Source organism: Stenotrophomonas sp. STEN018 (assembly GCF_056760235.1).
The window spans coordinates 1-21,121 of the sequence record NZ_JBRREK010000049.1 but is presented as its reverse complement, the minus strand read 5'-3'; the positions used below and the strand labels follow the sequence as shown (position 1 = coordinate 21,121).

Annotated in this window: 20 protein-coding genes, 1 tRNA gene and 1 other RNA gene; 9 read left to right on the top strand and 13 right to left on the bottom strand. The window is 63.0% G+C overall.

Annotated elements, in window-relative coordinates:
- Positions 1-13 precede the first annotated feature (13 nt).
- From ACVOMB_RS16655 to ACVOMB_RS16635, 5 genes are all read right to left on the bottom strand, one after another.
- Positions 14-1,453 (bottom strand): serine hydrolase domain-containing protein, encoded by a 1,440-nt coding sequence (locus ACVOMB_RS16655; protein ID WP_481532197.1) that lies wholly within the window; start codon positions 1,451-1,453, stop codon positions 14-16.
- Between the two features lie 37 nt (positions 1,454-1,490).
- Positions 1,491-3,116 (bottom strand): N-acyl-D-amino-acid deacylase family protein, encoded by a 1,626-nt coding sequence (locus tag ACVOMB_RS16650; RefSeq protein WP_481532196.1) that lies wholly within the window; start codon positions 3,114-3,116, stop codon positions 1,491-1,493.
- Between the two features lie 52 nt (positions 3,117-3,168).
- Positions 3,169-4,179, bottom strand: coding sequence for an alpha/beta fold hydrolase (locus ACVOMB_RS16645; protein ID WP_481532195.1), 1,011 nt, complete (start codon positions 4,177-4,179; stop codon positions 3,169-3,171).
- Positions 4,180-4,263: 84 nt separating this feature from the next.
- Positions 4,264-5,307 (bottom strand): N-acetyltransferase DgcN family protein, encoded by a 1,044-nt coding sequence (locus tag ACVOMB_RS16640; RefSeq protein ID WP_481532194.1) that lies wholly within the window; start codon positions 5,305-5,307, stop codon positions 4,264-4,266.
- A 179-nt stretch (positions 5,308-5,486) separates the two neighbouring features.
- Entirely contained in the window at positions 5,487-6,887 is a 1,401-nt protein-coding gene (locus ACVOMB_RS16635) for a peptide MFS transporter (protein ID WP_481532193.1), read from the bottom strand.
- Positions 6,888-7,192: 305 nt separating this feature from the next.
- Here ACVOMB_RS16635 and ACVOMB_RS16630 point away from each other — a divergent pair, with 305 nt between their 5' ends.
- The 3 genes from ACVOMB_RS16630 (at position 7,193) to ACVOMB_RS16620 (ending at position 11,106) form a co-directional block, all read left to right on the top strand.
- The gene (locus ACVOMB_RS16630; protein WP_481532192.1) at positions 7,193-7,894 is read left to right on the top strand and encodes a helix-turn-helix domain-containing protein; all 702 of its coding nucleotides are present in this window, start codon (positions 7,193-7,195) and stop codon (positions 7,892-7,894) included.
- Positions 7,895-8,099: 205 nt separating this feature from the next.
- Positions 8,100-10,451, top strand: coding sequence for a GH92 family glycosyl hydrolase (locus ACVOMB_RS16625; protein ID WP_481532191.1), 2,352 nt, complete (start codon positions 8,100-8,102; stop codon positions 10,449-10,451).
- 202 nt (positions 10,452-10,653) lie between these two features.
- Positions 10,654-11,106, top strand: coding sequence for a GNAT family N-acetyltransferase (locus tag ACVOMB_RS16620; RefSeq protein WP_481532190.1), 453 nt, complete (start codon positions 10,654-10,656; stop codon positions 11,104-11,106).
- Positions 11,107-11,114: 8 nt separating this feature from the next.
- Here ACVOMB_RS16620 and ACVOMB_RS16615 read toward each other — a convergent pair whose 3' ends face one another.
- Positions 11,115-11,432, bottom strand: a complete 318-nt coding sequence (locus ACVOMB_RS16615) for a DMT family transporter (RefSeq protein WP_481532189.1) — start codon at positions 11,430-11,432, stop codon at positions 11,115-11,117.
- A gap of 311 nt (positions 11,433-11,743) precedes the next feature.
- On the opposite strand from ACVOMB_RS16615, the gene ffs reads away from it, so the two are divergent.
- Positions 11,744-11,840, top strand: an RNA gene (gene ffs, locus ACVOMB_RS16610) — signal recognition particle sRNA small type.
- A 365-nt stretch (positions 11,841-12,205) separates the two neighbouring features.
- Here ffs and ACVOMB_RS16605 read toward each other — a convergent pair.
- The gene (locus tag ACVOMB_RS16605; protein WP_481532188.1) at positions 12,206-12,970 is read right to left on the bottom strand and encodes an MBL fold metallo-hydrolase; all 765 of its coding nucleotides are present in this window, start codon (positions 12,968-12,970) and stop codon (positions 12,206-12,208) included.
- 1 nt (position 12,971) lies between these two features.
- On the bottom strand, positions 12,972-13,721 hold the full coding sequence (locus tag ACVOMB_RS16600; protein ID WP_481511528.1) for a 3-deoxy-D-manno-octulosonic acid kinase: 750 nt from the start codon (positions 13,719-13,721) through the stop codon (positions 12,972-12,974).
- A 20-nt stretch (positions 13,722-13,741) separates the two neighbouring features.
- On the opposite strand from ACVOMB_RS16600, the gene ACVOMB_RS16595 reads away from it, so the two are divergent.
- Complete coding sequence (locus ACVOMB_RS16595; RefSeq protein ID WP_481532187.1) at positions 13,742-14,788, top strand: glycosyltransferase family 9 protein; 1,047 nt, start codon at positions 13,742-13,744, stop codon at positions 14,786-14,788.
- Positions 14,789-14,908: 120 nt separating this feature from the next.
- Here ACVOMB_RS16595 and ACVOMB_RS16590 read toward each other — a convergent pair whose 3' ends face one another.
- Positions 14,909-15,307, bottom strand: a complete 399-nt coding sequence (locus tag ACVOMB_RS16590; protein WP_481532186.1) for a DUF6165 family protein — start codon at positions 15,305-15,307, stop codon at positions 14,909-14,911.
- A gap of 155 nt (positions 15,308-15,462) precedes the next feature.
- Here ACVOMB_RS16590 and ACVOMB_RS16585 point away from each other — a divergent pair, with 155 nt between their 5' ends.
- The gene (locus tag ACVOMB_RS16585; protein WP_481532185.1) at positions 15,463-15,840 is read left to right on the top strand and encodes a hypothetical protein; all 378 of its coding nucleotides are present in this window, start codon (positions 15,463-15,465) and stop codon (positions 15,838-15,840) included.
- A 76-nt stretch (positions 15,841-15,916) separates the two neighbouring features.
- Here ACVOMB_RS16585 and ACVOMB_RS16580 read toward each other — a convergent pair.
- Positions 15,917-16,007 (bottom strand) — tRNA-Ser (locus ACVOMB_RS16580).
- A 202-nt stretch (positions 16,008-16,209) separates the two neighbouring features.
- Between ACVOMB_RS16580 and ACVOMB_RS16575 the strand changes: the two genes are divergently transcribed.
- On the top strand, positions 16,210-16,914 hold the full coding sequence (locus ACVOMB_RS16575; RefSeq protein WP_481532184.1) for a PP2C family protein-serine/threonine phosphatase: 705 nt from the start codon (positions 16,210-16,212) through the stop codon (positions 16,912-16,914).
- Between the two features lie 38 nt (positions 16,915-16,952).
- Here ACVOMB_RS16575 and dnaQ read toward each other — a convergent pair whose 3' ends face one another.
- The 3 genes from dnaQ to ACVOMB_RS16560 are packed head-to-tail and all read right to left on the bottom strand — an operon-like array spanning position 16,953 to position 18,706.
- Positions 16,953-17,681: a DNA polymerase III subunit epsilon gene (gene dnaQ, locus ACVOMB_RS16570; RefSeq protein WP_481532183.1), complete on the bottom strand. Its 729-nt coding sequence runs from the start codon at positions 17,679-17,681 to the stop codon at positions 16,953-16,955.
- A gap of 8 nt (positions 17,682-17,689) precedes the next feature.
- Positions 17,690-18,142 carry a ribonuclease HI gene (gene rnhA / locus ACVOMB_RS16565; protein WP_481514502.1) on the bottom strand — a complete coding sequence of 151 codons (453 nt, stop codon included), beginning with the start codon at positions 18,140-18,142 and terminating at the stop codon, positions 17,690-17,692.
- Between the two features lie 15 nt (positions 18,143-18,157).
- Positions 18,158-18,706 carry a class I SAM-dependent methyltransferase gene (locus ACVOMB_RS16560; protein WP_481532182.1) on the bottom strand — a complete coding sequence of 183 codons (549 nt, stop codon included), beginning with the start codon at positions 18,704-18,706 and terminating at the stop codon, positions 18,158-18,160.
- 116 nt (positions 18,707-18,822) lie between these two features.
- Between ACVOMB_RS16560 and gloB the strand changes: the two genes are divergently transcribed.
- Both gloB and ACVOMB_RS16550 read left to right on the top strand, forming a co-directional pair.
- Positions 18,823-19,587, top strand: coding sequence for a hydroxyacylglutathione hydrolase (gene gloB / locus ACVOMB_RS16555; protein ID WP_481532181.1), 765 nt, complete (start codon positions 18,823-18,825; stop codon positions 19,585-19,587).
- Positions 19,584-20,786 (top strand): lytic transglycosylase domain-containing protein, encoded by a 1,203-nt coding sequence (locus tag ACVOMB_RS16550; protein WP_481532180.1) that lies wholly within the window; start codon positions 19,584-19,586, stop codon positions 20,784-20,786. The genes gloB and ACVOMB_RS16550 overlap by 4 nt, the downstream gene beginning before the upstream one ends.
- Positions 20,787-21,121: the final 335 nt, after the last annotated feature.

Below are 21,121 nucleotides of genomic sequence, written 5' to 3'. Positions count from 1 at the left end.
TTCATCCACGCTGTCAAAGTGGGGTTGAGGCGGGCGCAAGCGCGGCGGCGATCTGCGAGACGTATTTGTTCCAGTCAAACTTGTGCCCTTCCGGCGTCCAGCCCAGACGGACAATCACTGCATCCTGCGAGGGAATCGCCGCGACAATCTGGAAGTTGTGACCGCGTGCCATGACAGCATCGGCCGGAACATCCGCGAACAGCTTTCGGCGCTCGCCGTCGGCTTCGGCAGCATTCAGCCACAGCTGCGCGCCATAGAAAGGCTGCGGTGCAGCCGCGGTCGGGGCCTGCGCGAAATCGAGCCACTGCTGCGACAGCAGCTGCTTGTCTCCGGCTTTGCCGTGATTGAGATGGAGCAGCCCATAGCGCGCCCAGTCACGCGCGGTCGCATATGCATAGGAGCTACCGGTCAGGACGCCAGCCTCGTCCGGCTCGATCAGTGCACTGCTCATGCCGGCCGGCTCGAACAAGCGCTCCTGTGCAAAGCGGACCATACCCTGCAGAGTGCCACCAGTGGCTTGGAACACAATCCGCGACAGGATATTGGTCGTGCCAGACGAATAGCTCCATTTCGTCCCGGGCGCGTGCTCAAGCGGCAGCGCGGCGGCCATCGCCCCCATGTCACCGGACTCGAACAGCATCTTGATCGAGTCATTGCCCGGTTCGTACTTTTCAACGAAGGCCAGGCCGCTGGTCATCGTCAACAACTGGCGCAGCGTGATGCTCTTGCGTGGATCGTCCTTACCTTGCCATTCCGGCACCGGTGCGGGTGCATCAAGCGCAAGCACACCGTCATCCACCAGGATGCCGACCAGCGTGCCCATGATGCTTTTGGTTGCGGACCAGCCGAGCAACTCGGTGTTCTGGTTGAAGCCCGGCGCATAACGCTCGGCAACGATCGCTCCGCCCTGCACGACGACAATCGCGCGTGTATCGGGGTAGCCGTTCTTGTTCTGCTCATCAAATGCAGCAGCCACTGCCTTGTCCAGAGCGGCCCGGTCGAGCTTGGCTTCAGCGGCAGCCTGCAGTGCAGGCACCGCAACGTCACCCATCGGCCAAGCCATTGCTGACTGCGCAGGCAACGGCGCAAGCCCTTGCGCCTGCGCGTTGAGCATGGCGAAGGAGACATCGCCGGTCAGCAGCGTACAGCCAGCAACCGGCCGGTACAGGGCCGTGCGCGTTGTCGCATCGGGCGCGGACGCAATGACCGTACGCGCCTTGCGGTCGACCGTCAGCGTCACCTTCTGAGTAAACGGCGCCAGCGCATGTACATCATCGCGCAGCACGTCCGCCTCGGCACGGTCGGCGACGAAGATGCCCGCACAGGCGATCTGCGCCGACACCGCAGTACCGAGGTCGGCGAAGTTCTTCACTCGCGGTGCGGCAGCAAGCGCCGGGGCCGATACCGAAAGTGCCAGGGCGACAAAGCCAAGCCCGGAATTGCGTTTGATCATGATGCGCGCCTCTGCTCTACGGGATTACTGCGTGGTATCAGCCTTGGCTGGGACATTCATGGCGCAGCACCGCGCCTGCCTTGGCACCGGTATGCGCGCCACCTTCAAGCGTGACGACGCCATTGACGATCACTGTTTCGATGCCAGTCGGCGCTGCGGTCGGCTGGTCCCAGGTGGCGCCATCGGCAAGTTTGTCGAGATCGAAGATGACGATGTCGGCACGCATCCCGTCGCGGATCAGACCACGGTCGGCCAGCCCCATGCGCTGCGCCGGCCAACCGGTCATCTTGCGCACCGCATCCTCCAGCGACAGCACGGAACGCTTCCTTACGTACTCGGAGATGATGCGCGGGAAGGTGCCGTAGGCACGCGGATGCGGCAAGCCAAGGGCATCAACCTCACCAAACTTCACCGAGGCCGCTGCATCGCTGCCGATGCTCACCCACGGCTGGCGCAGCGCGCTGACGATATCCTCTTCGCTGATCATGAAGTACAACGCGACCGAGCGGTTGGGCAGCCCTTCAAGCGCGATATCCCAAGCCGCATCGGCCGGGTGACGATTCAGCGCGGCACCGATCTCGGCCAGACTCTTGCCGTGATATTGCTTGTACTTCTCGCTGAAACCGTTGGCGAGCCGCACATTCTGGAAGCCGCCCGATGCATGCACCAGATTCGACCAGCCGGGCATCGAACCTGCTTCGACTTCCTTCTTCATCCGCTCGCGTATCGCCGGGTCACGGACCCGCTCGATCCCCTTCTGCAGTCCGTCGGCCCACACCCAGCTGGGTGCGATGATCTCCAGACCGGTTCCACCCGCCGTATAGGGGTACAGATCGGCAGCCACATCAACGCCGCGCGCGCGCGCCGCGTTGATCAGCTCCAGCGCCTTCGGCATCAACTTGCCCCACTGCGGAGCGAATGCCGCCTTCAGATGGAATATCTCCACCTTGACGCCGCCCTTCTCGCCGATCTCGATCGCTTCCTCGATGGCCTGTACCAGTCCTTCGCTTTCATCCCGCATATGCGTTGCGTAGAAGCCATTGCACTGCCCGGCAACCTTGGCCAACGAGATCAGGTCGGAGGTGCTCTGAAAGCTGCTCGGTGCATAGATCAAGGCGCTCGAGATGCCGAACGCGCCGGCCTCCATCGCGGTCTTGACCTCACGCCCCATGGCTTCGAGCTGCGCCCCGGTCGGTGAACCGGCGCCGTCCCCCATCACCTGCACCCGCGCCTGGGTCGAGGCATAGTAGGTACCGAAGTTGACCGAAATGCCCTGCGTCTCGAGTTTTTCGAAATAGGCCGGTATCTCTGCTGCTGCCTTCACCGGCGGACCACCTTCGCCACCGATAAGCGTTGTCACCCCCATGCGTATCTTGTTTTCGGCGGCGCCGTTCTGCAGCAGGACACGACCTGACTGGTCCATCATGTCGATGAAGCCGGGTGATACATAGCGGCCACGGGCATCAATCTCCTTGGCGCCACGCTCGGGAATCTGGCCGATCTTGGCCACCTTGCCGTCCTTGACCCCGATGTCGGCGCTGACCCAGGGATTGCCCGCACCATCGAGCACACGCCCGCCGCGGATAACGATGTCGTACTCGGACGCGGCTGCATTGGCGGCAAGCAACATCGACACAACACCAAAAAGAATTTTGCGTTTCATCACTGCTTCTCCCTGCCGGCACCGGGGCACCGTTGACGGTTGTTGATTGCGGTTACTTGGTCTGGTCAGCGCGTACTTCGTCCACCACTTCGTGGACCGCAGCGATCACGATGTCAGGCCGGTCGATCTGGATGTAGTGACCTGCGTCGGGCACGATCTGCTGACGCCCCCGCGTCGAGAGAGCGGTCTGCTCTGCATGCAGCGTTCGCCACTCCTGCTTGAACCGCGCGCCATCTTCTGCCTTCATTTCCAGCGCCGCCAGCTCCTCAGGCTTGAAAGGCTTCAACGCCGTCAGCACGATCAGCGGCCGGTCGCCAAAACTGTGGACCGCGCGCGCCTCATCCATCGTGGTATCGAAGCCGTCTAGTTCGGATGTCGCACCCTTGATCGATGCATTGATGTAACCCCCAAGCTGGGCGACCGCCTCCTTCGGCAGCTTGCCATCGCCAGGGTTGGACCTCGCCGCCAGGAATCGCACAATACCGGTCCACGACAATGCCGATGCCGTGTGCATCAGCAGCGATGCCCGTCGCGGATGGACCTTGATGTTCACCACTTTCTCAAGCCGCGCGACCTGGTCCGGATGCGAACCATCGACCATGACCAGCCCCGCGACCTGGTCGCCATAGCGGCCGACGTACGTCCGCGTGTACGGCCCGCCGATGGAGTGACCGACCAACACCAGCGGATCGGTTATTCCCGCCCCTTTGAGCAAGGCATGCAGGTCATCGGCCACCGCCGCCGCGTGCTGCGGCGTGTCCTTGGGATCACTCCACATGATGCCCGCACGGTCATAGGCACAGGCACGGGTGAAGCCGGCGATCTTGTCATGCACCAGCGTCCAGTCGATCGTCCCGCCCGTTCCAAGTCCGGACTCGAAGATGACGGTTGGGGAGCCCGTGCCGCGGCAGTCGATATGCATCTTGCGGCCACCGACATCGACCATTTCGCCGCGCGGAGGGTAGTTCGCTTTGGCGTAGCGGCGCCCTTTCTGCTCGTAGATCACGCCTGCGATGGTGAGCAAAACCAGCAGTGCCAACAGGCCGAGGAACAGCCATTTCATCCACCGCCAGAATCGGCGCCAACCGGTAACCCTTGCCATCTCATGCTCCCCTGAAAAGACTCAGTTGCCGGATCGGCCGCTTCCTCATGCGAGGCAGCTGTCGACCAAGCGTGCGAAGGCGTCACCGCCGCGAATCGGATCGGCGACCGGTACACCCAGTCGCAGGCTTTCCTTGGCCATCAGCGCATGTGCCTGCGCCTCTTCCATATGAGACGTATTGAACGAGACTCCGCCACAGCGGATCGCCGGTTGGGTCCGCCGACCAAGCAGCAGATTCAATTCGATGGTTTCCTCGACGCTGGGCAAGGCAAACTTCGGGTGACCGAGCACCTTCTCACGCCCCGGCTGATGGCAGACCACGATCACGTTGGGCTGGCTGCCATGCAGCAGCGCCAGCGACACAGCGGCATAGGCCGGATGCGACAACGATCCCTGCCCTTCGATCACATCCCAGTGCGCATCGGCGGCGGCGGGTGACAGCAGCTCCGCGGCACCGGCAGCAAAATCCGAGACCACCGCGTCCATCGGGACACCACGCCCGGCAAGCAGGATGCCGGTCTGCCCGCTGGCGCGAAAATCCGCATCAATACCGCGCTGCGTGAACGCCTTGGCAAGCGCCAAGGCTGCATATTTTTTTCCAAGTGCGCAGTCGGTGCCGACCGTCAACAGTCGCTTGCCACTGCGCGGCAAACCGTTTGCCAGCGGAATCCCGCGTGGCGGCTCGCGTACATCGATGAGCTGACGCCCCAGGCTGGCTGCCGCCTCACGCAGGCGTTCGATTTCCCCCAGCCGCATGTGCATGCCACTGATGATATCCAGGCCGGCGTGCATCGCCTCCAGTAGCAGGTCCACCCATGCGTCCGGGACGACACCACCAGCATTGGCCACGCCGATGACCATCGAACGCGCACCTCGCGCTGCTGCTTCGGCAGGCGTCATCTTCGGCAGCCCGGCGCTTACCGTGGCACCGTCGCAGGCGAACTCGCCGATGCAACGCTCGGGTGCCCAGTCGCGCAACCCGAATGCCGTCTTGCCGTAGCCGGGCTCGGTAATGTCACCCATGAACAACAGATAGGGCTCCGGCAGCGTCTTCAATGTCGAGAGGTTGGCTAAGCGAGTCTGCGGCATGCGGTTTCTTCATCTGGATGGTGGGCACTTGGCCACTGCTCAGCAGTGACGGGTGCAAAGGAAGTTGACGCTGGAGCTGCCATGCCGCGGAAGAATCGGCAGTCCAACTGGCTGAGCATGCGACTATTCAGGCCGCAGAATCGTCCTGATCAGGACTATTGATCCTAATTAGAGAATTGTCAACATGGATGATTTGCCCGCCCTGCCTGTCGGCCTTCGCCTCTCGCGCTTACCGGTAATCCGCCAGCGGCTTCAGCATTCGTCCGGGCCAAAGTTGCTTCCCCCTTACCTGCAGCCGCTTGCGCTGCGACGGGCGAAACAAAGCGGCCCGCCTCCACGCCGCGTACTGGACGATCCAGCATCCACAAAACAGCGCCGGCCATTGCCGCCAACCCGGACAACACCAGGAAGAATGCGGAATGGCTGATGTAGGACCAGAGCATGCCCACCGCCCCGGCCAACAGACTGCCGCTGAATACCGCCAGGAACCACGTCGCCACGGTCGTAGCCCCCAGACGCGGCGGCGCCAGACGCGCGAACAGACCCAGGCCGGTTGGCAGGATGTACAACTCCCCCAACGTGAGTATTCCGAAGAACAGCAGCAGCCATGGCCAGCCAAGGCGCTCGCCACCGGCCCATCCCTGCAGCGTCGCTAGCAACAGGTACGCCACTGCAACGATTACCGCGCCAATGGCCATCTTGCGTGCCGGCGACGTCTCGTTGCCGGCATCGGCGCGGCGACGCCAATGCAAGAGCAGCAGCGGCGTCATGCTGATGACCAACAATGGATTCAACGACTGGAACCAGGTCATCGGGATCACGACATTGCCCCAGCTCGTGTCCACACCTGCGTCGATCCACAGCGGCAAGGTATTGCCGATCTGCTCATAGGCGCCACGGAAGACCGTGACGGCGAGGCCGACGCCCAGTAGCAGCAGCCAGAGCTTTTTCTGGTCACGCCCCCGCTCCGCTGCGATGGGCACGGCACTTCGGCTTGCACGGATCTCCGGCGGCAGATAGTTCCTGCCCAGCACGTAGATGATCAAGCCGGCGAACATGCCGATGCCGGCGGCGCCGAAGCCGTAATGCCAGCCATAGAGTTCACCGAGGGTGCCGCAGACCAGCGGTGCCATGAACCCACCGATGTTCAAGCCGACGTAATAGACGTTGTAGGCACGCCCGCGGCGGGGATCGTCAGCCCGGTAAAGATCGTTGATCTGGCTGGGCAGACTAGGCAGGAACAGGCCGTTGCCCAAGGCAATGGTCCCTAGCGCAACAAAGAACAGCGGCTCGAACGCCATCAGGAAATGGCCCAGTGCCATCACACTGCCGCCAATGATCACTGCGTTGCGCTTGCCCAGCCAGCGATCGGCAATGGCACCCCCAAGGATCGGGGTGAAGTAAGCCATTGCGGTGTAGACACCGTAGACGAAAGACGCTTTTTCCTGTGCGAAAAGCAGCTGCTTCGTCATGTAATAGACCAGCAGAGTGCGCATGCCGTAGTAGGAGAACAGCTCCCACATATTGGTCAGGAACAGGATGGTCAGTCCGCGCGGCTGGCCAAACCACGTCTTTTCCATGGGAGGGCTCACTGCCAATCCCCCGGGGCCAACGCACTACCTGATAACGAAAACGAAATAGGGCGCATCGCATGATCTTCTGAGGCGGAAGGCGGCACTGGCGTTGGGCGCACCTGAGCAGAAAACAGCGAATGACATCCCAATGGAGCTATACTGATCCTGATTAGAGAATTGTCAACATGCCAAAATTCACCCCCAACCGCGACAGCGTCTATTTCCCTAAGGCCCTGCTAAGGCGATGATAGTGATCCTGATCAGGACCATCATCGGCTGATGCACGTATTTACCAGGGAAAGTAATCAGGCATGAAATCGCCCCCACCCACCATCGGCGCCCTGCTGCGCTCGCTCCGCGCCCGCAAGGGCTGGACGCTCAAGCAGATGAGCGAACATTCGGGCATCCCGCTGTCCACCCTGTCCAAGGTGGAGCATGACCGGCTGACGCTCACCTATGACAAGCTGCTGCAGCTCAGTCAACGGCTGCAGATCCGCATGTCGGAACTGTTTGCCGAGCAGGACAGCACGGCCGAGCCCCCGGTAACTGCACGCCGCAGCATCGGCCGCATTGAAGACGCGATCCGCGTCAATACGCCCAATTACGACTATTTCTATCTGTGTCACGAGTTGCGCCACAAGCGCATGATTCCCGTGCTCACACGTGTGCGCGCCAAGACCATCGCGGAATTCGGCGAACTGGTCCATCACTCAGGCGAGGAGTACATCCACGTCCTCGAAGGCCGCGCGGAAATCCATACCGAGTTCTATGACCCGATCATCCTGGAGGCCGGGCAAGCGGTGTATATCGATTCCAACATGGGGCATGCCTACATCGCCGCCGAAGGTTGCGAAGAGGTGCTGCTGCTTGGGGTGTGCTCCAGCTCGGATGACCAGCTGATGCAATCGCTGATGACTCTCCATGTCGATGAAGCAGCTGCCCAGCATGCCCAGAAAAAGGCGAGCCTCGAAGCACCGCGGAAGGCAGCTTCGACCAACAAAAAGAAGAAGTAATCGCTGTTGCGGTAGCTACGGACCGGGCACTTGATGATGCAGGTGACCGTATCCAATCGGCCGGCCTGCATCAGCCAGCGTGTGCAGCTGGCGATACCGAAGTGCCCGTATTGATCCGATCCAGCAGGAAGTAGAGCCCCAGCTCAGATCTCAGGCACTTCTCCGTGCTAGCTTGCGGTATTTAGACCGATCCAAAAGGTGCGGGATGAAGCAGCTCGGCACGACCCTGTTGATACTTGCAGCAACCGTAGCAACCTCCATCCTCGCGACACCTTCCGCGATAGCGGCCTCGCCCGCCGCCAACGCGGCCGCCTATGCCGCCGTAAACCCCTTCATCGGCACCGGCGGCGAAGGCCACACCTATCCGGGTGCGACCGTGCCTTACGGCATGGTCCAGCTCTCGCCCGATACCCGCATCCAATCGCGCAAGAACGGCTACGGCTGGGCGGCTGGCTATCGCTATGACGACAGCACCATCGTCGGTTTCTCGCACACTCACTTTTCCGGCACCGGTCATTCGGATCTGGGCGATCTACTGTTGATGCCCACTACCGGTGAGTTGAAGCTGGAGCGCGGCAACCCCGATCAGCCCTTGAGCGGTTATACCTCGCGCTTCAACCATGCCAGCGAGACTGCGCAGCCGGGCTATTACGCGGTGACGCTGGATGATTACAAAGTGCGCGCGGAGCTCACCGCCAGCGCGCGCGTTGGCATGCACCGCTACAGCTTCCCTGCCGGTAAGCCAGCGCATGTGGTTCTGGATCTGCGTACCAGCATGTATGACTACCCGGGCAAGATCCTGTGGTCACGCTTGCGGGTGCGGGCCGATGGCACGGTTACCGGCTTTCGCGAAACGCGCGGCTGGGCACCGGGCCGTCAGCTGTACTTCGCGATGCGTTTCTCGCAGCCGCTGAGCGGCCACCAGTTGCACGACACCGAGCAGGATGTCGCCTACAAGGGCTTCCCGCCGCCTGGCGAAAAGAACCCGACGCAGCGCGCGCAGATCGAAGGCCGGCAATTGGTTGCTGCCTTTGATGTCGTGCCAGAAGCTGGCAAGCCGTTGTTGGTGAAGGTGGCCATCTCGCCAGTCAGCGAGGAAGGCGCGATTGCCAATCTGGATGCAGAAGCGCCGGGCTGGGATTTCGATGGCATGCGCGCTGCCGCCAAGCAGCAATGGAGCGAGGCGCTGGGCGCGGTCGAGGCTGAAGGCAGCGCCGACGAGCGCACCCGCTTCTACACCGCGCTGTATCACACGCTGCTCGGGCCAACCTTGTTCATGGACAGCGACGGCCGTTATCGCGGGCCGGACAACGCGGTGCATCAAGCCAAGGGTTGGACGAACTATTCGACGTTCTCGCTGTGGGACACGTACCGCGCCCTGCACCCATTGGCCACGTTGGTCCAGCCGCCACAGCGCACCAATGATTTCGTCAATTCACTGCTGGCTTCCCGCCGCGAAAGCCCTTACGGCGTGCTGCCGGTGTGGTCGTTCCACGGTCTGGAGACCTGGTGCATGATCGGCTACCACGCAGTACCGGTGATCGCCGATGCCTATATGAAGGGCATCCGCGGCTACGACACCGAGGAAGCCCTGCAGGCGATGGTCGCCAGCGCCAACTACGGCCCGTATGACGGCATCGCGCAGTACCGCGAGCTCGGCTATGTGCCGATCGACGAGGAAGGCGAAGCGGCCAGCAAGACGCTGGAATACGCCTATGACGATTGGACCATCGCGCAGGTGGCGCAGGACATGGGCAAGACCGAAGTGGCGAGCGAATTCAACAAGCGCGCGGCGAACTGGAAGCATGCGTTCGACCCCGGCACCGGCTTCATGCGGGCGCGCAAGCGCGATGGCAGTTTCCGCGAGCCGTTTGATCCCAGCGCCAGCGGTTACGGCACGGATTTCACTGAAGGTAACGCCTGGCAGTATTCCTGGTACGTGCCACAGGATGTGGCCGGTCTGGCGGCGGCACACGGCGGCAGCGACAAGCTGCTGCAGCGTCTGGATGATGTGTTTGACGCCAAGGTTGATCCGTCGATCTTCGCGCACATGGAAGACATCACTGGCTTGATTGGGTGGTATGCACATGGCAATGAGCCCAGTCACCATGTTGCCTATCTGTATGCACACGCGGGCCAGCCGTGGCGCACGCAGGCGCGCCTGAAGCAGATCATGGACACGCAGTACGCAGCGCGCCCGGATGGCTTGGCGGGTAATGATGATCTTGGGCAGATGTCGGCCTGGTATGTGTTTACTGCGCTGGGTTTCTATCCGGTTACGCCGGGCAGCAATCAATACATCATCGGCCGGCCGTTCCTGCCGCAGGCGACCTTGAATCTGCCTGATGGGAAGCGTTTCAGCATCGTGGCTACGGGATTGGATGCTGCGCATACCTATGTTGGTTCGGTCAACCTCAACGGCAAGCCGTTGGATAGGGCGTATGTGACGCACCAGGAGATTGTTGCTGGAGGGGAGCTGCGGTTTACGATGCAGGCTGAGCCGAACAAGTCTTGGGCTGCGGATGCGGCGAAGTTGCCTTATTCGATGTCACGCTGATCGGTTTTTTGTGCTGCTTGGTGTGCGTTGTTTGGCGGTTGAAAGCACGCTTCGCGCTCCCCTCTCCCCAACCCCTCTCCCTCAAGGGGAGAGGGGCTAGGGCCAGAGCCAGAGCCAGAGCAAAAACAAAAGCCAAGGCAGCCCCCTGCTCTCCCTCCATCGTCCAGAGAAGGAGCGGACTGAAGCTGCTAGATTGCAGCGCATGCCGATCCGTCCCTATCAACCTGCTGATGCCAACGCCTGCCTGTCGCTGTTCGACAGCAATGTGCCCGAGTACTTCACGCTAGCCGAACGTGCTGACTTCGCGCAGTTTCTACAGCGCGATGCGCAGGGCTGCGACTATCAGCTGATCGAGCACGAAGATAGTGTTGTCGCCTGCGGCGGCTTGGCGATACGGGCCGATGGCATCGCGGTTTTTTGCTGGGGCATGGTCGAACGCAGCCTGCACCGGCGCGGACTCGGGCGACAGTTGAGCTTGGTCCGTTTGCAACAGGCCAGACACGACCAGAACGTGAAGCGCGTGGAACTCAGTACCAGCCAGCACACGCAGAATTTTTACGCGCAGCTCGGTTTCAGCGTGACCCGGGTCGTGGCGGATGGCCACGGCCCGGGGCTGGATGCGGTTGAGATGGTGTTGGTGCTGCGCGAGGACTGAAGCAGCAATCAGCTGCTGGACAGCTTCATCAGCACCAGGCCACTGACGATCAGTACGGCAGCGCCGATGCGCATCGCGCTGATGTGTTCGCCAAGGAACACGATGCCGATGATGAATGCACCAACGGCGCCGATACCGGTCCAGATCGTATAGGCGGTACCCAGCGGCAAGGTGCGCATGGCCAGGGCCAGCAACCAGAAGCTGGCGATCATGCCGATGATGGTGACGATGCTGGGAACCAGCTTGGTGAAACCGTGGGATTGCTTCATTGCCAGCGCCCAGACGATTTCCAGCACACCGGCAATCACGAGATAGATCCAAGCCATACAGCCTCCTAGAGAAGCCAGGCCGTCCTGGGTGAAGTCCCGTGATGGGCGGAGGTCGTCCTCCGTTGGATGGGCATTCTATCCAAGCCTGGCCTTGCGGGCCGCCAATCGGCGGTGACGGGTTACACAGGGTTCAAGCCGGAACGCTGGTCGGCTGGTGCATGCATACGTTACAATCGCCGCACACGATCAGGACCTGCTCCAGTTTGTGTCCGGTCCATGAAGCATCGGCGGCTGATCATCGCATCGCCCCAGCCTCTCGTATCGTGAATGGCCGCGCATAGCGCGGCCAAACCGTCTCTATGGTGGCCCCGTCGGCCCCTCGCGACGCTAGGTCGAAAATCCCGCCAGGGCCGGAAGGCAGCAACGGTATCGATCGACGCGGGCGCCGAGGTAAGCCGGCGGGGTCGCCACCTTTCTGGGCCTTGGAAAATGATTCCGCTGTTGAAGCGGTGATCGCGCTTGCGCGCTCTATAGCCCGGGCAAGCCCGGCGCACACGGGGCTTTGGTGGATTCTGCGTGCTTTCGTCTTCGGGGTGATGCCTGCTGGCTTATCCAGCCCGGCCCCGGCTTGCCCTCACCCCAACCCCCGCTCCGCGCCCCGGCCCTTGCGCTGGCGCAAGGTCGTTCAACAGGGGCACGAACCGGTGGTTCGTAAACGCCCCTATTTCACCCCGTATACGGGAGAGGGGCTCGGATATCGCTCCTGTTGAGTTGCTGACGCGTCATGCAGCTCCGCGACTTTTACAGCCGCAATAGCGATGCTTCGCGACTCAGCCCTCAAACGGCTCCGCACGCGGCGCCGTTGGCTCGGCCAGCACAACACACTCGCCGGGCATCGCCACGCGGTGGCCACGGGCGCGCAGTGCTTCGCCGTCGGCGGCGCTGGCGTAGTGGTAGAGCATCATCCGCGCCTGGGTGGCGGCGTCGTATTCGCGCTCCAGATCATCGACGCCGGTATGCGAGGGATTGCCGTGCAGGCCGCAGTCGTGCGCGATCAATTCATTGTCACCAGCAAAACGCGCCAGCATCTCCGGGATCGGGCGGGTGTCACCGCTCCATACCAGCGCCCCCTGCAGGCGCAGACCGTAGGCGGTTTCCGGCCAGTGGTGGCGCACCGGGAACACTTCTAGGCGCACACCCTCATGCCAGAAGGCATCGCCGACCACGATCAGTTGGAACGCATCCCAGAAGTTGGCGCCGCCTTCGGCCAGCACATTCGGGTAGTCGCCTACCCGCCTGTGCAACAACGGCACCAGCGGAGCCGGCACGTAAAGCCGCACCTTGCCGCGCCGTTGCGGCTTGAAGAAAGCGTCCACAAACAGACGCTCGAAGCCGGCCACATGGTCCAGATGGATATGGGTAATGAACAGCGCATCCGGCATGGCGCCGTAATGGTTGCGATAGGCCGTGAGCCCTTCGCCGCCGCAATCGATGGTCAGCCATGGCTGGCTGCCGTGCTCGATCACCGACATCGGCGACCCCAGCTCCACCGCCGACGCATTGCCGACTCCCAGAAAACGCAACGCCCAACTCATCTCACACGCCCCGGTTCCAGGCCAGATCATAGGCGCGCCGCAGCCGCGCATAGTCCTGCTCCACGTCCTCACGGCTGCGCGCGCCGCGCAGCTTCAGCAGGGAGCGCAGCAGGCGCTTGAGGTTGCGCTCACGCCAGCGGGTGGCGGGAATGCGCAGCACGCCGCGATCGAAATCGATCAGCCAACCGCGACGGGCGTCATCAAACAGAATGTTGTGGGCATTCAGATCGGCGTGATCCAGGCCCGCGCGGTGGAAGCGCGCGATCATCCGCCCAGCTTCTTCCCACGGCGCGCCGCGCCCGGCCACTTGTGCGTGATCAGCCAGCGAACGCACATCTTCCAGCCGCTCCATCAGCAGTGCCGCTTTGTAGCGCAGGCCTTCGCGCATGTAGAACGCAGCATAGGGCCGCGGCACCGGCAACTTCTGCGCGACCAGCTCACGCATCAGGCGGAATTCGGCAAAACTGCGCGTGCGGTTGGCACCACGCCACAGATAACTACTGTGGCTGATTTTGGCGGCGATACCGCCGCGCAGGTACTGGCGCAGCACGCTGCGGCCGAACGGCGCGTCGATGAACCATGCCCCGCCACGGCCGCCATCGCCCACCGGATGGGCCTTGCTGCCCCATTGCGCAGGCGCGAACAAGCCGGGATCGGCTTGCCGCAGGCGTTCGCGGTCGAACAGAATGGCGCCATAGCCGCGACCATCGCGGCAGGGCGTCAGCGCTTCAGTGGCGTCAAATGCGACCATCCTTACGAGTCTAACAACACATGCCTGCATCGTCGTCCCCGTTGTGTCTTTTACGCCTGTCGGCACTGGGTGATGTAACCCATGTGGTGCCACTGGTACGCACACTGCAACGAGGGTTTCCGGGCATGCCTTTGCATTGGGTGATAGACAAGGCAGGCCACAAGCTGCTCGATGGCCTGCCCGGGGTCAGCTTCCACGTCTACGACAAGAACAGCGGATTGGCAGGAATGCGTGCGCTGCGGCGCGAGTTTCCGGCGGGCCGCTTCGAGGCACTGCTACAGATGCAGGTGGCCGCGCGCGCCAATCTGCTGTCGGCGTTCATCCCGGCCAAGCGCCGCATCGGCTACGACAAGTCACGCTCCAAGGACCTGCACGGGCTTTTCATCAATGAGCGCATCCCTGACCGCCCCGGCATCCACGTGCTCGACGCCATCGGCAGCTTCTGCGAGCCGCTGGGGCTGAAGCAGACCGAGGTCAGCTGGGATCTGGCCACGCCGCCGGAAGCCCATGAGTGGGCGCGTGCACAGTGGGACGAGGATGGCCGCCCGGTGCTGATGATCTCGCCCTGCTCCAGCCACCAGCGCCGCAACTGGTACCCCGAACGCCATGCCGCACTGGCCGACCACGCTGCAAGCCAAGGCTGGAGGGTGGTGCTATGCGGCGGCCGCAGCGAGCTGGAGCGCAGCACCAGCGACGCCATCCTCGCCGCGATGAAGCACCCTGCACTGGATCTGGTCGGCAAGGACACCCTCAAGCAATTGCCGGCGCTGCTGGCCCGCGCCTCGATGTTGGTCACCCCGGACTCGGGGCCGATGCACATCGCCAATGCGGTCGGCACCAAGGTGCTGGGCCTGCATGCGGCCAGCAACCCGGCGCGCAGCGGCCCCTATTCCGACCGGCGCTACTGCGTGGACCGCTATGACGATGCCGCCCGCCGCTATCTCAACAAGCCGGCCAGCGAGCTGAAATGGGGCAACAAGATCGAGTTCGATGACGTGATGTCGCTGATCACCGTGGATGATGCGATTGCCGCGTTCGAGCGTTATCGCGCGGATCATCAGGGCTAGGGCGCAGCTTTTTTGCAGGAGCGGCGTAAGCCGCGAAGCCAGCCATCCTGCGGCGTCAGGTATTCCCGCCATCTGCAGACCTACGAGCTTCGCGGCTTACGCCGCTCCTACAAAACAGATTCAGCCGGCGCGGTAGTCCTGGTACGACTTCTCTTCCACGTAGTTGGAACCCAGCGCCAGGTTGATGGCCTTCTTGATGCGCGCGCGCTCGTCGTTCTGGATGTAGACGCTGCGGGCCAGCTGCACGAACTCCTCGTCGAAGGCCTGCGCCTTCTCTTTCAGGCGGATGTCGTCTTCGATATCCCAGAGCCGCTCATTGACCGCTTTCAACTCGGTACGCAGGGCCGCGATGTCCTGCGCTGCGGCTGGATGCGTGGCCCAGGTGCTGTCCAGCGCGTTCAACTCATTGCGCACATTGGCCAGCTTTGCCGCATCGCTCATGCGCTCGGACTTGATCTGCAGGATGGAGATCTTGTCGAGCAGCTCTCCAAAAGACACCGGCACCAGAATTTCGGACATGAAGGACACCTTCGTAACGTGGCCGCTAGTTTAACCGCTCGCCATCAAGCCGCCGGAGCAGGATGAACCGCAGATGGCACTGCGACGGAACTGGCTTGCACCAGTCCACCCATCAAATGATAATAATTCTCATTATTAATAATGAGAATAAACCCATGCGCGTCGACTCCTCCCGCTTCCCGCTGGTCTGGCTGGACCACGATCCGATCACCGCAGACAGCGCGGACAAGGTGCTTGCCGACATGTCCGAGCTGTTGGCCCGCGAACAAGCCTTCGTTTACCTCGCTTCCGGCGGGTTCGACCAGGCCGAACCGGACATCGACGAACGGCGCAAGGTCGCCAGCTGGATGAAGGCCAACAAGCCCGCCATCGTGCGCTTGATCAAAGCACACCTGCACATCGCCGACAGCGACGAAGCCCTGCACAAGGCAACAGAGTTCAGCCGCTTCTTCGAGAACTTCTGGGGCTATCCGATGCTGGTCGTTGCCACCACCGCTGAAGCAGAGGCAAAGGCTGCGGAACTTCTGCACTGAGCTCACGACAACAGCGCAACGAGGCCTTGATAGCGCCCAAGAAAAAAGCCACCCGAAGGTGGCTTTTTTCAGTATCTGGCGGAGAGGGGGGGATTCGAACCCCCGAGGCGCTATAAACGCCTGCCTGATTTCGAGTCAGGTACATTCAACCGCTCTGCCACCTCTCCAGATGTCCCCGGCGAACCGGGCTGCGAATGATAAGGGGCATCGGCTGCGCGGACAAGCGGTTTTTAACAAAAAAGCACTATTGGCAATCCAGGCGCTGCATTCCGCCAGCCAAACGAGTGTCTGCAGGCGCTTGCCGTACACCTCCATGAACGCGATGATGCAGTGACCTTCACAATTGAAACACCGCCCGCTCGGGCACTCATGATCGAATTTGGACACCTCAGTCACGTCGGCCTGCGCCGCCAGCTCAATGAAGACACCTACTACGGTGACGGCGAGCTTGGCTTGTGGCTGGTGGCCGACGGTATGGGCGGCCATGCCTGCGGCGAGGTAGCCAGCGCCTTGGCGCGCGAAACCATCGTGCGCGAGGTACGCAATGGCGCCTCATTGGTGCAGGCCATCCGCACCGCCGATGAGGAAATCATCCGCAGCTCACGCCGCCGCAACGACAGCCTGCCGATGGGCACCACCGTGGTCGCCGCACGCGTGCACGGCAATCGCTTTGAAGTGGCATGGATCGGCGACAGCCGCGCCTATCTGTGGCGCGACGGCAAGCTGGGCCAGCTCAGCCAGGATCACAGCTATGTGCAGGAGCTGATCGCCCAGGGCACGCTCACCGCCGAGCAGGCGCGCGCCCATCCGCATCGCAACGTGGTCACCCAGGCATTGGGGGTGACCGATCCGGCCCACCTCAACGTCGCCACCATGACCGGCGAACTGCGTCCGGGCATGCAGCTGCTGCTGTGCAGTGACGGGCTGACCGAAGAAGTGGACGATGCCGGCCTCAGCGAGGCGCTGGGCCACGGCGATTGCAGCGCGCAGGAATGCGTGGATGCACTGGTCGCCGCCGCATTGGATGGCGGCGGCTCGGACAACGTCACCGTGGTCCTGGTCCGCTGCCACTAAGGCAGCGGAACTCCTTTTCAGTCAAAGACCCGCGCGGCTCATGCCGGCTCACTCGGCGCCGGCGCCGGCTCGCCGTCCCACCATGCGTGGCCAGCCTTTTTGCGCAGCCTGGCCAGACGCGCCTCGTGCGCTTCCTGCTCCGACGCGGTCGCCAGCACACGCGGCCGCGGCAACAGCGCCGACACATCGAACGCCTGCACGACACCGCCGGCATTGGCCGATTCGGCTTCAGGCTGACCAAAACCAATCTCTTCCTGGCCCGAGGTCAGCGCGATATAGACGTCGGCCAGGATCTGCGCATCGAGCAGGCCGCCATGCAGCGTGCGGTGGGCGTTATCCACGCCCAGACGCCGGCACAGCGCATCCAGCGAGTTGCGCTGGCCAGGATAGCGCTCGCGCGCCATCGCCAGGGTATCGGTCACCGTCACCCGGTTGGCCAGGCGGCCCTTGCCGGCCAGGCTCATCTCGTTCTCGAGGAAGCCCATGTCGAACGAGGCGTTGTGGATGATCAGCTCGGCGCCATCCACATAGGCGAGGAACTCATCCACGACTTCTTCGAAGCGCGGCTTGTCGGCGAGGAAGTCCAGGCTCAGGCCGGTGACTTCGGCCGCGCCGGATTCAAAGTCGCAATCCGGTTTCAGGTAACGGTGGAAGTTATTGCCGCTGGGGCGCCGCTCAAGCAGCTCCACACAGCCGATTTCAACCACGCGGTTGCCCTTCTTCCATTCCAGGCCGGTGGTTTCGGTATCAAGGACGATCTGGCGCATCAGCTACCTCAGTTGCTCGCGGCGCCAGCGCGCACGCGGATTGCAGCATCGCGGGCCAACTGGTCCACGCGTTCGTTGTCCGGATCACCGGAATGGCCTTTCACCCAGCGCCAGTCGATCTGATGGCGTTGGGTGGCTTCATGCAAGCGCTCCCACAGGTCGCGGTTCTTGACCTGGTCACCGCCGGCGGTTTTCCAGTTGCGCCGCACCCAACTCGGCATCCACTCGGTGATGCCCTGGCGCACGTACTGCGAATCGGTGAACAGGGTGATGTTGCAAGGCTCACTGAGCGTTTCCAGGCCCATGATCGCTGCCATCAATTCCATCCGGTTGTTGGTGGTGTGGGCTTCGCCACCAGCCAACTCGCGCTCATGGCCCTTGTAGCGCAACAACGCGCCCCATCCACCGGGGCCGGGATTGCCGAGGCAGGCGCCATCGGTATGTACTTCAATTGACTTCATAGTGTTCCGTTGAATTCAGGTCGCCACCGGGCCGCGCCAACTGACACGACTGGCCTTGATCGGACCGATGAAGGCCGCGGTGCGTTTTTCAGCTTCCAGCACGCACAACGCGCGCAGGGCCGGCAAAGCCGTGCCCGGAGTGTTGCCCGACTGCGTCCACAGCGGGCCATAGTGCCGCAGCGAGCGACATCGTATGCCTTGCCGCTGCAATAGTGTCCTGCAACGTGCCACCGAGGGCGGCCGCGCGCCCTGCCACTGCCAATGCGCACGATAGGGACTGCAGCGGTTGAGCACGGTCACCCAGACCCGCCCGCCGGGCATCAGCACCCGCGCGCATTCGGACAACAAGGGCTCCAGCTCCTCGGCCGCAGGATGTTCGATGACGATGGCCTTGATCGACTCGCTGGGCAGCGGCAACGGCAGACTGCAGCGCAGATCCCCCGCCCAGCCGGGCGCTTGCGGGTTGCGGTACAGGCGCAAACCACGCCCCTGCGGCGGCGGATCCGGCAGCCAAGTGGCGTTTGGCGCCAGCCACAGCCATGGCGGCGAGGGAAATCCGCGCATTTGTTCAGACAGCAGCCGCTGCTCCCATTCGCGCATCGCCCGTGCCCCGGCTTTCTCAAACCAAGGCGAGACTGCAGCTTGACGGGGGGACGGGGCGGCAGGCATTTTCCAATTCTATGCGACTGATCGCCCTGCCCGCATTTCAGGACAACTACATCTGGGCGCTGCAAACGCCCGATGACCGCACGATTTTCGTCGACCCCGGCCAGGCCGGCCCGGTTTTCGAAGCCGCTGCGCAAGGCATGCAGCCTGCAGGTGTCCTGCTCACCCACCACCACGACGATCATATCGGCGGGGTGGCGGAGTTGCGCCAGCGCTGGCCCCGGCTGCGGGTGCTGGCGCCGGTAGATGAACGCATCCCACTGGAATGTGAACGAGTCAGCGAAGGCAACCGGGTAGAATTGTCGGGCTTCGACTTCAGCGTGATGGAAGTTCCCGGTCACACCCGAAGCCATATTGCCTACTACGGCCACGATCATTTGTTCAGTGGCGACATGTTGTTCAGCTTGGGCTGTGGACGCATGTTCGAAGGTACGCCGGCCCAGATGTTGGCCTCGCTACAGCGAATGGCCGCCCTGCCCCCACAGACACTGGTCTGCTGCGGGCACGAATACACGCTGGCCAATGCCGTGTTTGCGCGGCATGTCGACCCCACCAACGCGGCATTGCAACGCCGCCAACAGGAAGCCTCGGACATGCGCAGCAGTTCCCGTCCTACCGTTCCCGCCATCCTGGCGAGCGAACTCGAATGCAATCCGTTTCTGCGGACTGCCGATACCGCCATCGTTGCAGCGATCGCGGCGCGGCTTGGTCGCGCGCCCACCGACCAGGTGGAAGTCTTCGCCGAATTGCGGCGGTGGAAAGACGGTTTTCGCGCATGAGGCGGCTTTGTCTGCCGTTGGCGCTGGGGTTGTTGTTGGGCACGGGCAGCGGCACGCTGACCGCCCAGACCCTCCCGGTCAGCGCCGGCATGACCCAGAACGTCGCCGCACTGACCGCATTACCGCTGGACCCGGCCTCGCTGCCGGCCCCCACCACCCGTAACGGGCGCGAGATCTTCGCCAACTTCCGTGAGGGCCTGGCCGCACCACAGTGCGACGCCGACGCCACCAGCGCACGCTGGCGCAAGCAGTTCTCGCATGCCCCGTCACGGCTGGGCAATGTCGAGGACGATGCGCTGCCGCTGTTCGGCTACGTCGTCGACGAGCTGCGCAGCGCCGGCCTGCCGACCGAATTTGCACTGATCCCTTTTGTTGAAAGCGGCTACCGCCCTGGCGCCCGCAATGCCAGCGGCCCAGCCGGGCTGTGGCAGTTCATCGCCACCACCGCCCGCAACCACCGCGTGCCAATGGAAAAGGGCTATGACGGCCGGCTGTCGGCGGTGGACTCCACCCGTGCCGCGGTGCGTTACCTGAAGACCCTGCACGGCATGTTTGCCGGCGACTGGCAGCTGGCAACGATGGCCTACAACGCTGGCGAGTACCGCATCCTGCAGTCGCTGCGTCGCGGCGGCATGAATGCACAGAACGCGACTGCTTCCGAGCTGCCGGGTCTGTCGCCGATCACCTACGCCTACGTTGAAAAGCTGCATGCGCTGGCCTGCGTGCTGGAACAGGCCGAGAACGAACCCGACCTGATGGCCTCGCTGGACCGGCAGGTGCCGATCCTGAAGGGCCACACGCTGCCGGCCAACACCACCCTGGCGGCCTGGTCGGCACAGAACGCGCTGGACCCAGCACGTATCGCCCGCCTCAATCCGGCCCTGACCAGCTCGCGCTCCGGCACCCGGGTCCTGGCCCCGGCCGCCGCCATTGGCAGCGTAGTGAGCGACAACAGCGAGAGCGTGCTGGTGGCGACCCGCGATGCGGCGCCCGCAGCTCCTGCGAAGACAACAGCACCCTCGCGTGCGGTGGCCTCGGCCAGCTCTGGCAGCCGCCACACCGTGCGCAGCGGCGAATCCGCCTGGACCATCGCCCGCCGCTATGGCATTTCGGTGAAGACCCTGCTGTCGTCCAACAATCTGGATGCCAGTGCTGTGCTGAAGCCCGGCATGGTGCTGCGTTACGAAGAAGTGCGCTGAGCCAACGCTCCCACATGAAAGCAGAACCAGAAGCCCGGCCAAAAGCCGGGCTTCTGCGTTTGATGCCGGCTTTCGCGTTTGATGTTGGGCTTCTGCGTTTGATGTAGTGCCGAGCCATGCTCGGCAGGGGCTTCGCCGCTGACCTGTCCGTTTGTGGGAGCGGCGTAAGCCGCGAAGCTGGTGATCTTTACGATTGCGCGGATACCGGCGATTTCATTGCTGTCGGCTTCGCGGGTGCCGCCCCGCCATCAAAAGCTGGAGATTTCCGGGTACGCCACATGCCCGCCATGCGCGGGCAAACCCGGGGTGCGGGGGGTATAGGTTAAGCCGCTGCC

Coding starts and splice junctions, on each gene's coding strand:
- ACVOMB_RS16575 (WP_481532184.1), top strand. CDS start 16,210: ATGATCGAATTTGGACACCTCAGTCACGTCGGCCTGCGCCGCCAGCTC.
- ACVOMB_RS16655 (WP_481532197.1), bottom strand. CDS start 1,453: ATGATCAAACGCAATTCCGGGCTTGGCTTTGTCGCCCTGGCACTTTCG.
- ACVOMB_RS16635 (WP_481532193.1), bottom strand. CDS start 6,887: ATGGAAAAGACGTGGTTTGGCCAGCCGCGCGGACTGACCATCCTGTTC.
- ACVOMB_RS16585 (WP_481532185.1), top strand. CDS start 15,463: ATGCGCGTCGACTCCTCCCGCTTCCCGCTGGTCTGGCTGGACCACGAT.
- ACVOMB_RS16560 (WP_481532182.1), bottom strand. CDS start 18,706: ATGCGCGGATTTCCCTCGCCGCCATGGCTGTGGCTGGCGCCAAACGCC.
- rnhA (WP_481514502.1), bottom strand. CDS start 18,142: ATGAAGTCAATTGAAGTACATACCGATGGCGCCTGCCTCGGCAATCCC.
- ACVOMB_RS16550 (WP_481532180.1), top strand. CDS start 19,584: ATGAGGCGGCTTTGTCTGCCGTTGGCGCTGGGGTTGTTGTTGGGCACG.
- ACVOMB_RS16600 (WP_481511528.1), bottom strand. CDS start 13,721: ATGGTCGCATTTGACGCCACTGAAGCGCTGACGCCCTGCCGCGATGGT.
- ACVOMB_RS16595 (WP_481532187.1), top strand. CDS start 13,742: ATGCCTGCATCGTCGTCCCCGTTGTGTCTTTTACGCCTGTCGGCACTG.
- ACVOMB_RS16645 (WP_481532195.1), bottom strand. CDS start 4,179: ATGAAATGGCTGTTCCTCGGCCTGTTGGCACTGCTGGTTTTGCTCACC.
- ACVOMB_RS16625 (WP_481532191.1), top strand. CDS start 8,100: ATGAAGCAGCTCGGCACGACCCTGTTGATACTTGCAGCAACCGTAGCA.
- ACVOMB_RS16650 (WP_481532196.1), bottom strand. CDS start 3,116: ATGAAACGCAAAATTCTTTTTGGTGTTGTGTCGATGTTGCTTGCCGCC.
- gloB (WP_481532181.1), top strand. CDS start 18,823: ATGCGACTGATCGCCCTGCCCGCATTTCAGGACAACTACATCTGGGCG.
- dnaQ (WP_481532183.1), bottom strand. CDS start 17,681: ATGCGCCAGATCGTCCTTGATACCGAAACCACCGGCCTGGAATGGAAG.
- ACVOMB_RS16620 (WP_481532190.1), top strand. CDS start 10,654: ATGCCGATCCGTCCCTATCAACCTGCTGATGCCAACGCCTGCCTGTCG.
- ACVOMB_RS16630 (WP_481532192.1), top strand. CDS start 7,193: ATGAAATCGCCCCCACCCACCATCGGCGCCCTGCTGCGCTCGCTCCGC.
- ACVOMB_RS16590 (WP_481532186.1), bottom strand. CDS start 15,307: ATGTCCGAAATTCTGGTGCCGGTGTCTTTTGGAGAGCTGCTCGACAAG.
- ACVOMB_RS16640 (WP_481532194.1), bottom strand. CDS start 5,307: ATGCCGCAGACTCGCTTAGCCAACCTCTCGACATTGAAGACGCTGCCG.
- ACVOMB_RS16605 (WP_481532188.1), bottom strand. CDS start 12,970: ATGAGTTGGGCGTTGCGTTTTCTGGGAGTCGGCAATGCGTCGGCGGTG.
- ACVOMB_RS16615 (WP_481532189.1), bottom strand. CDS start 11,432: ATGGCTTGGATCTATCTCGTGATTGCCGGTGTGCTGGAAATCGTCTGG.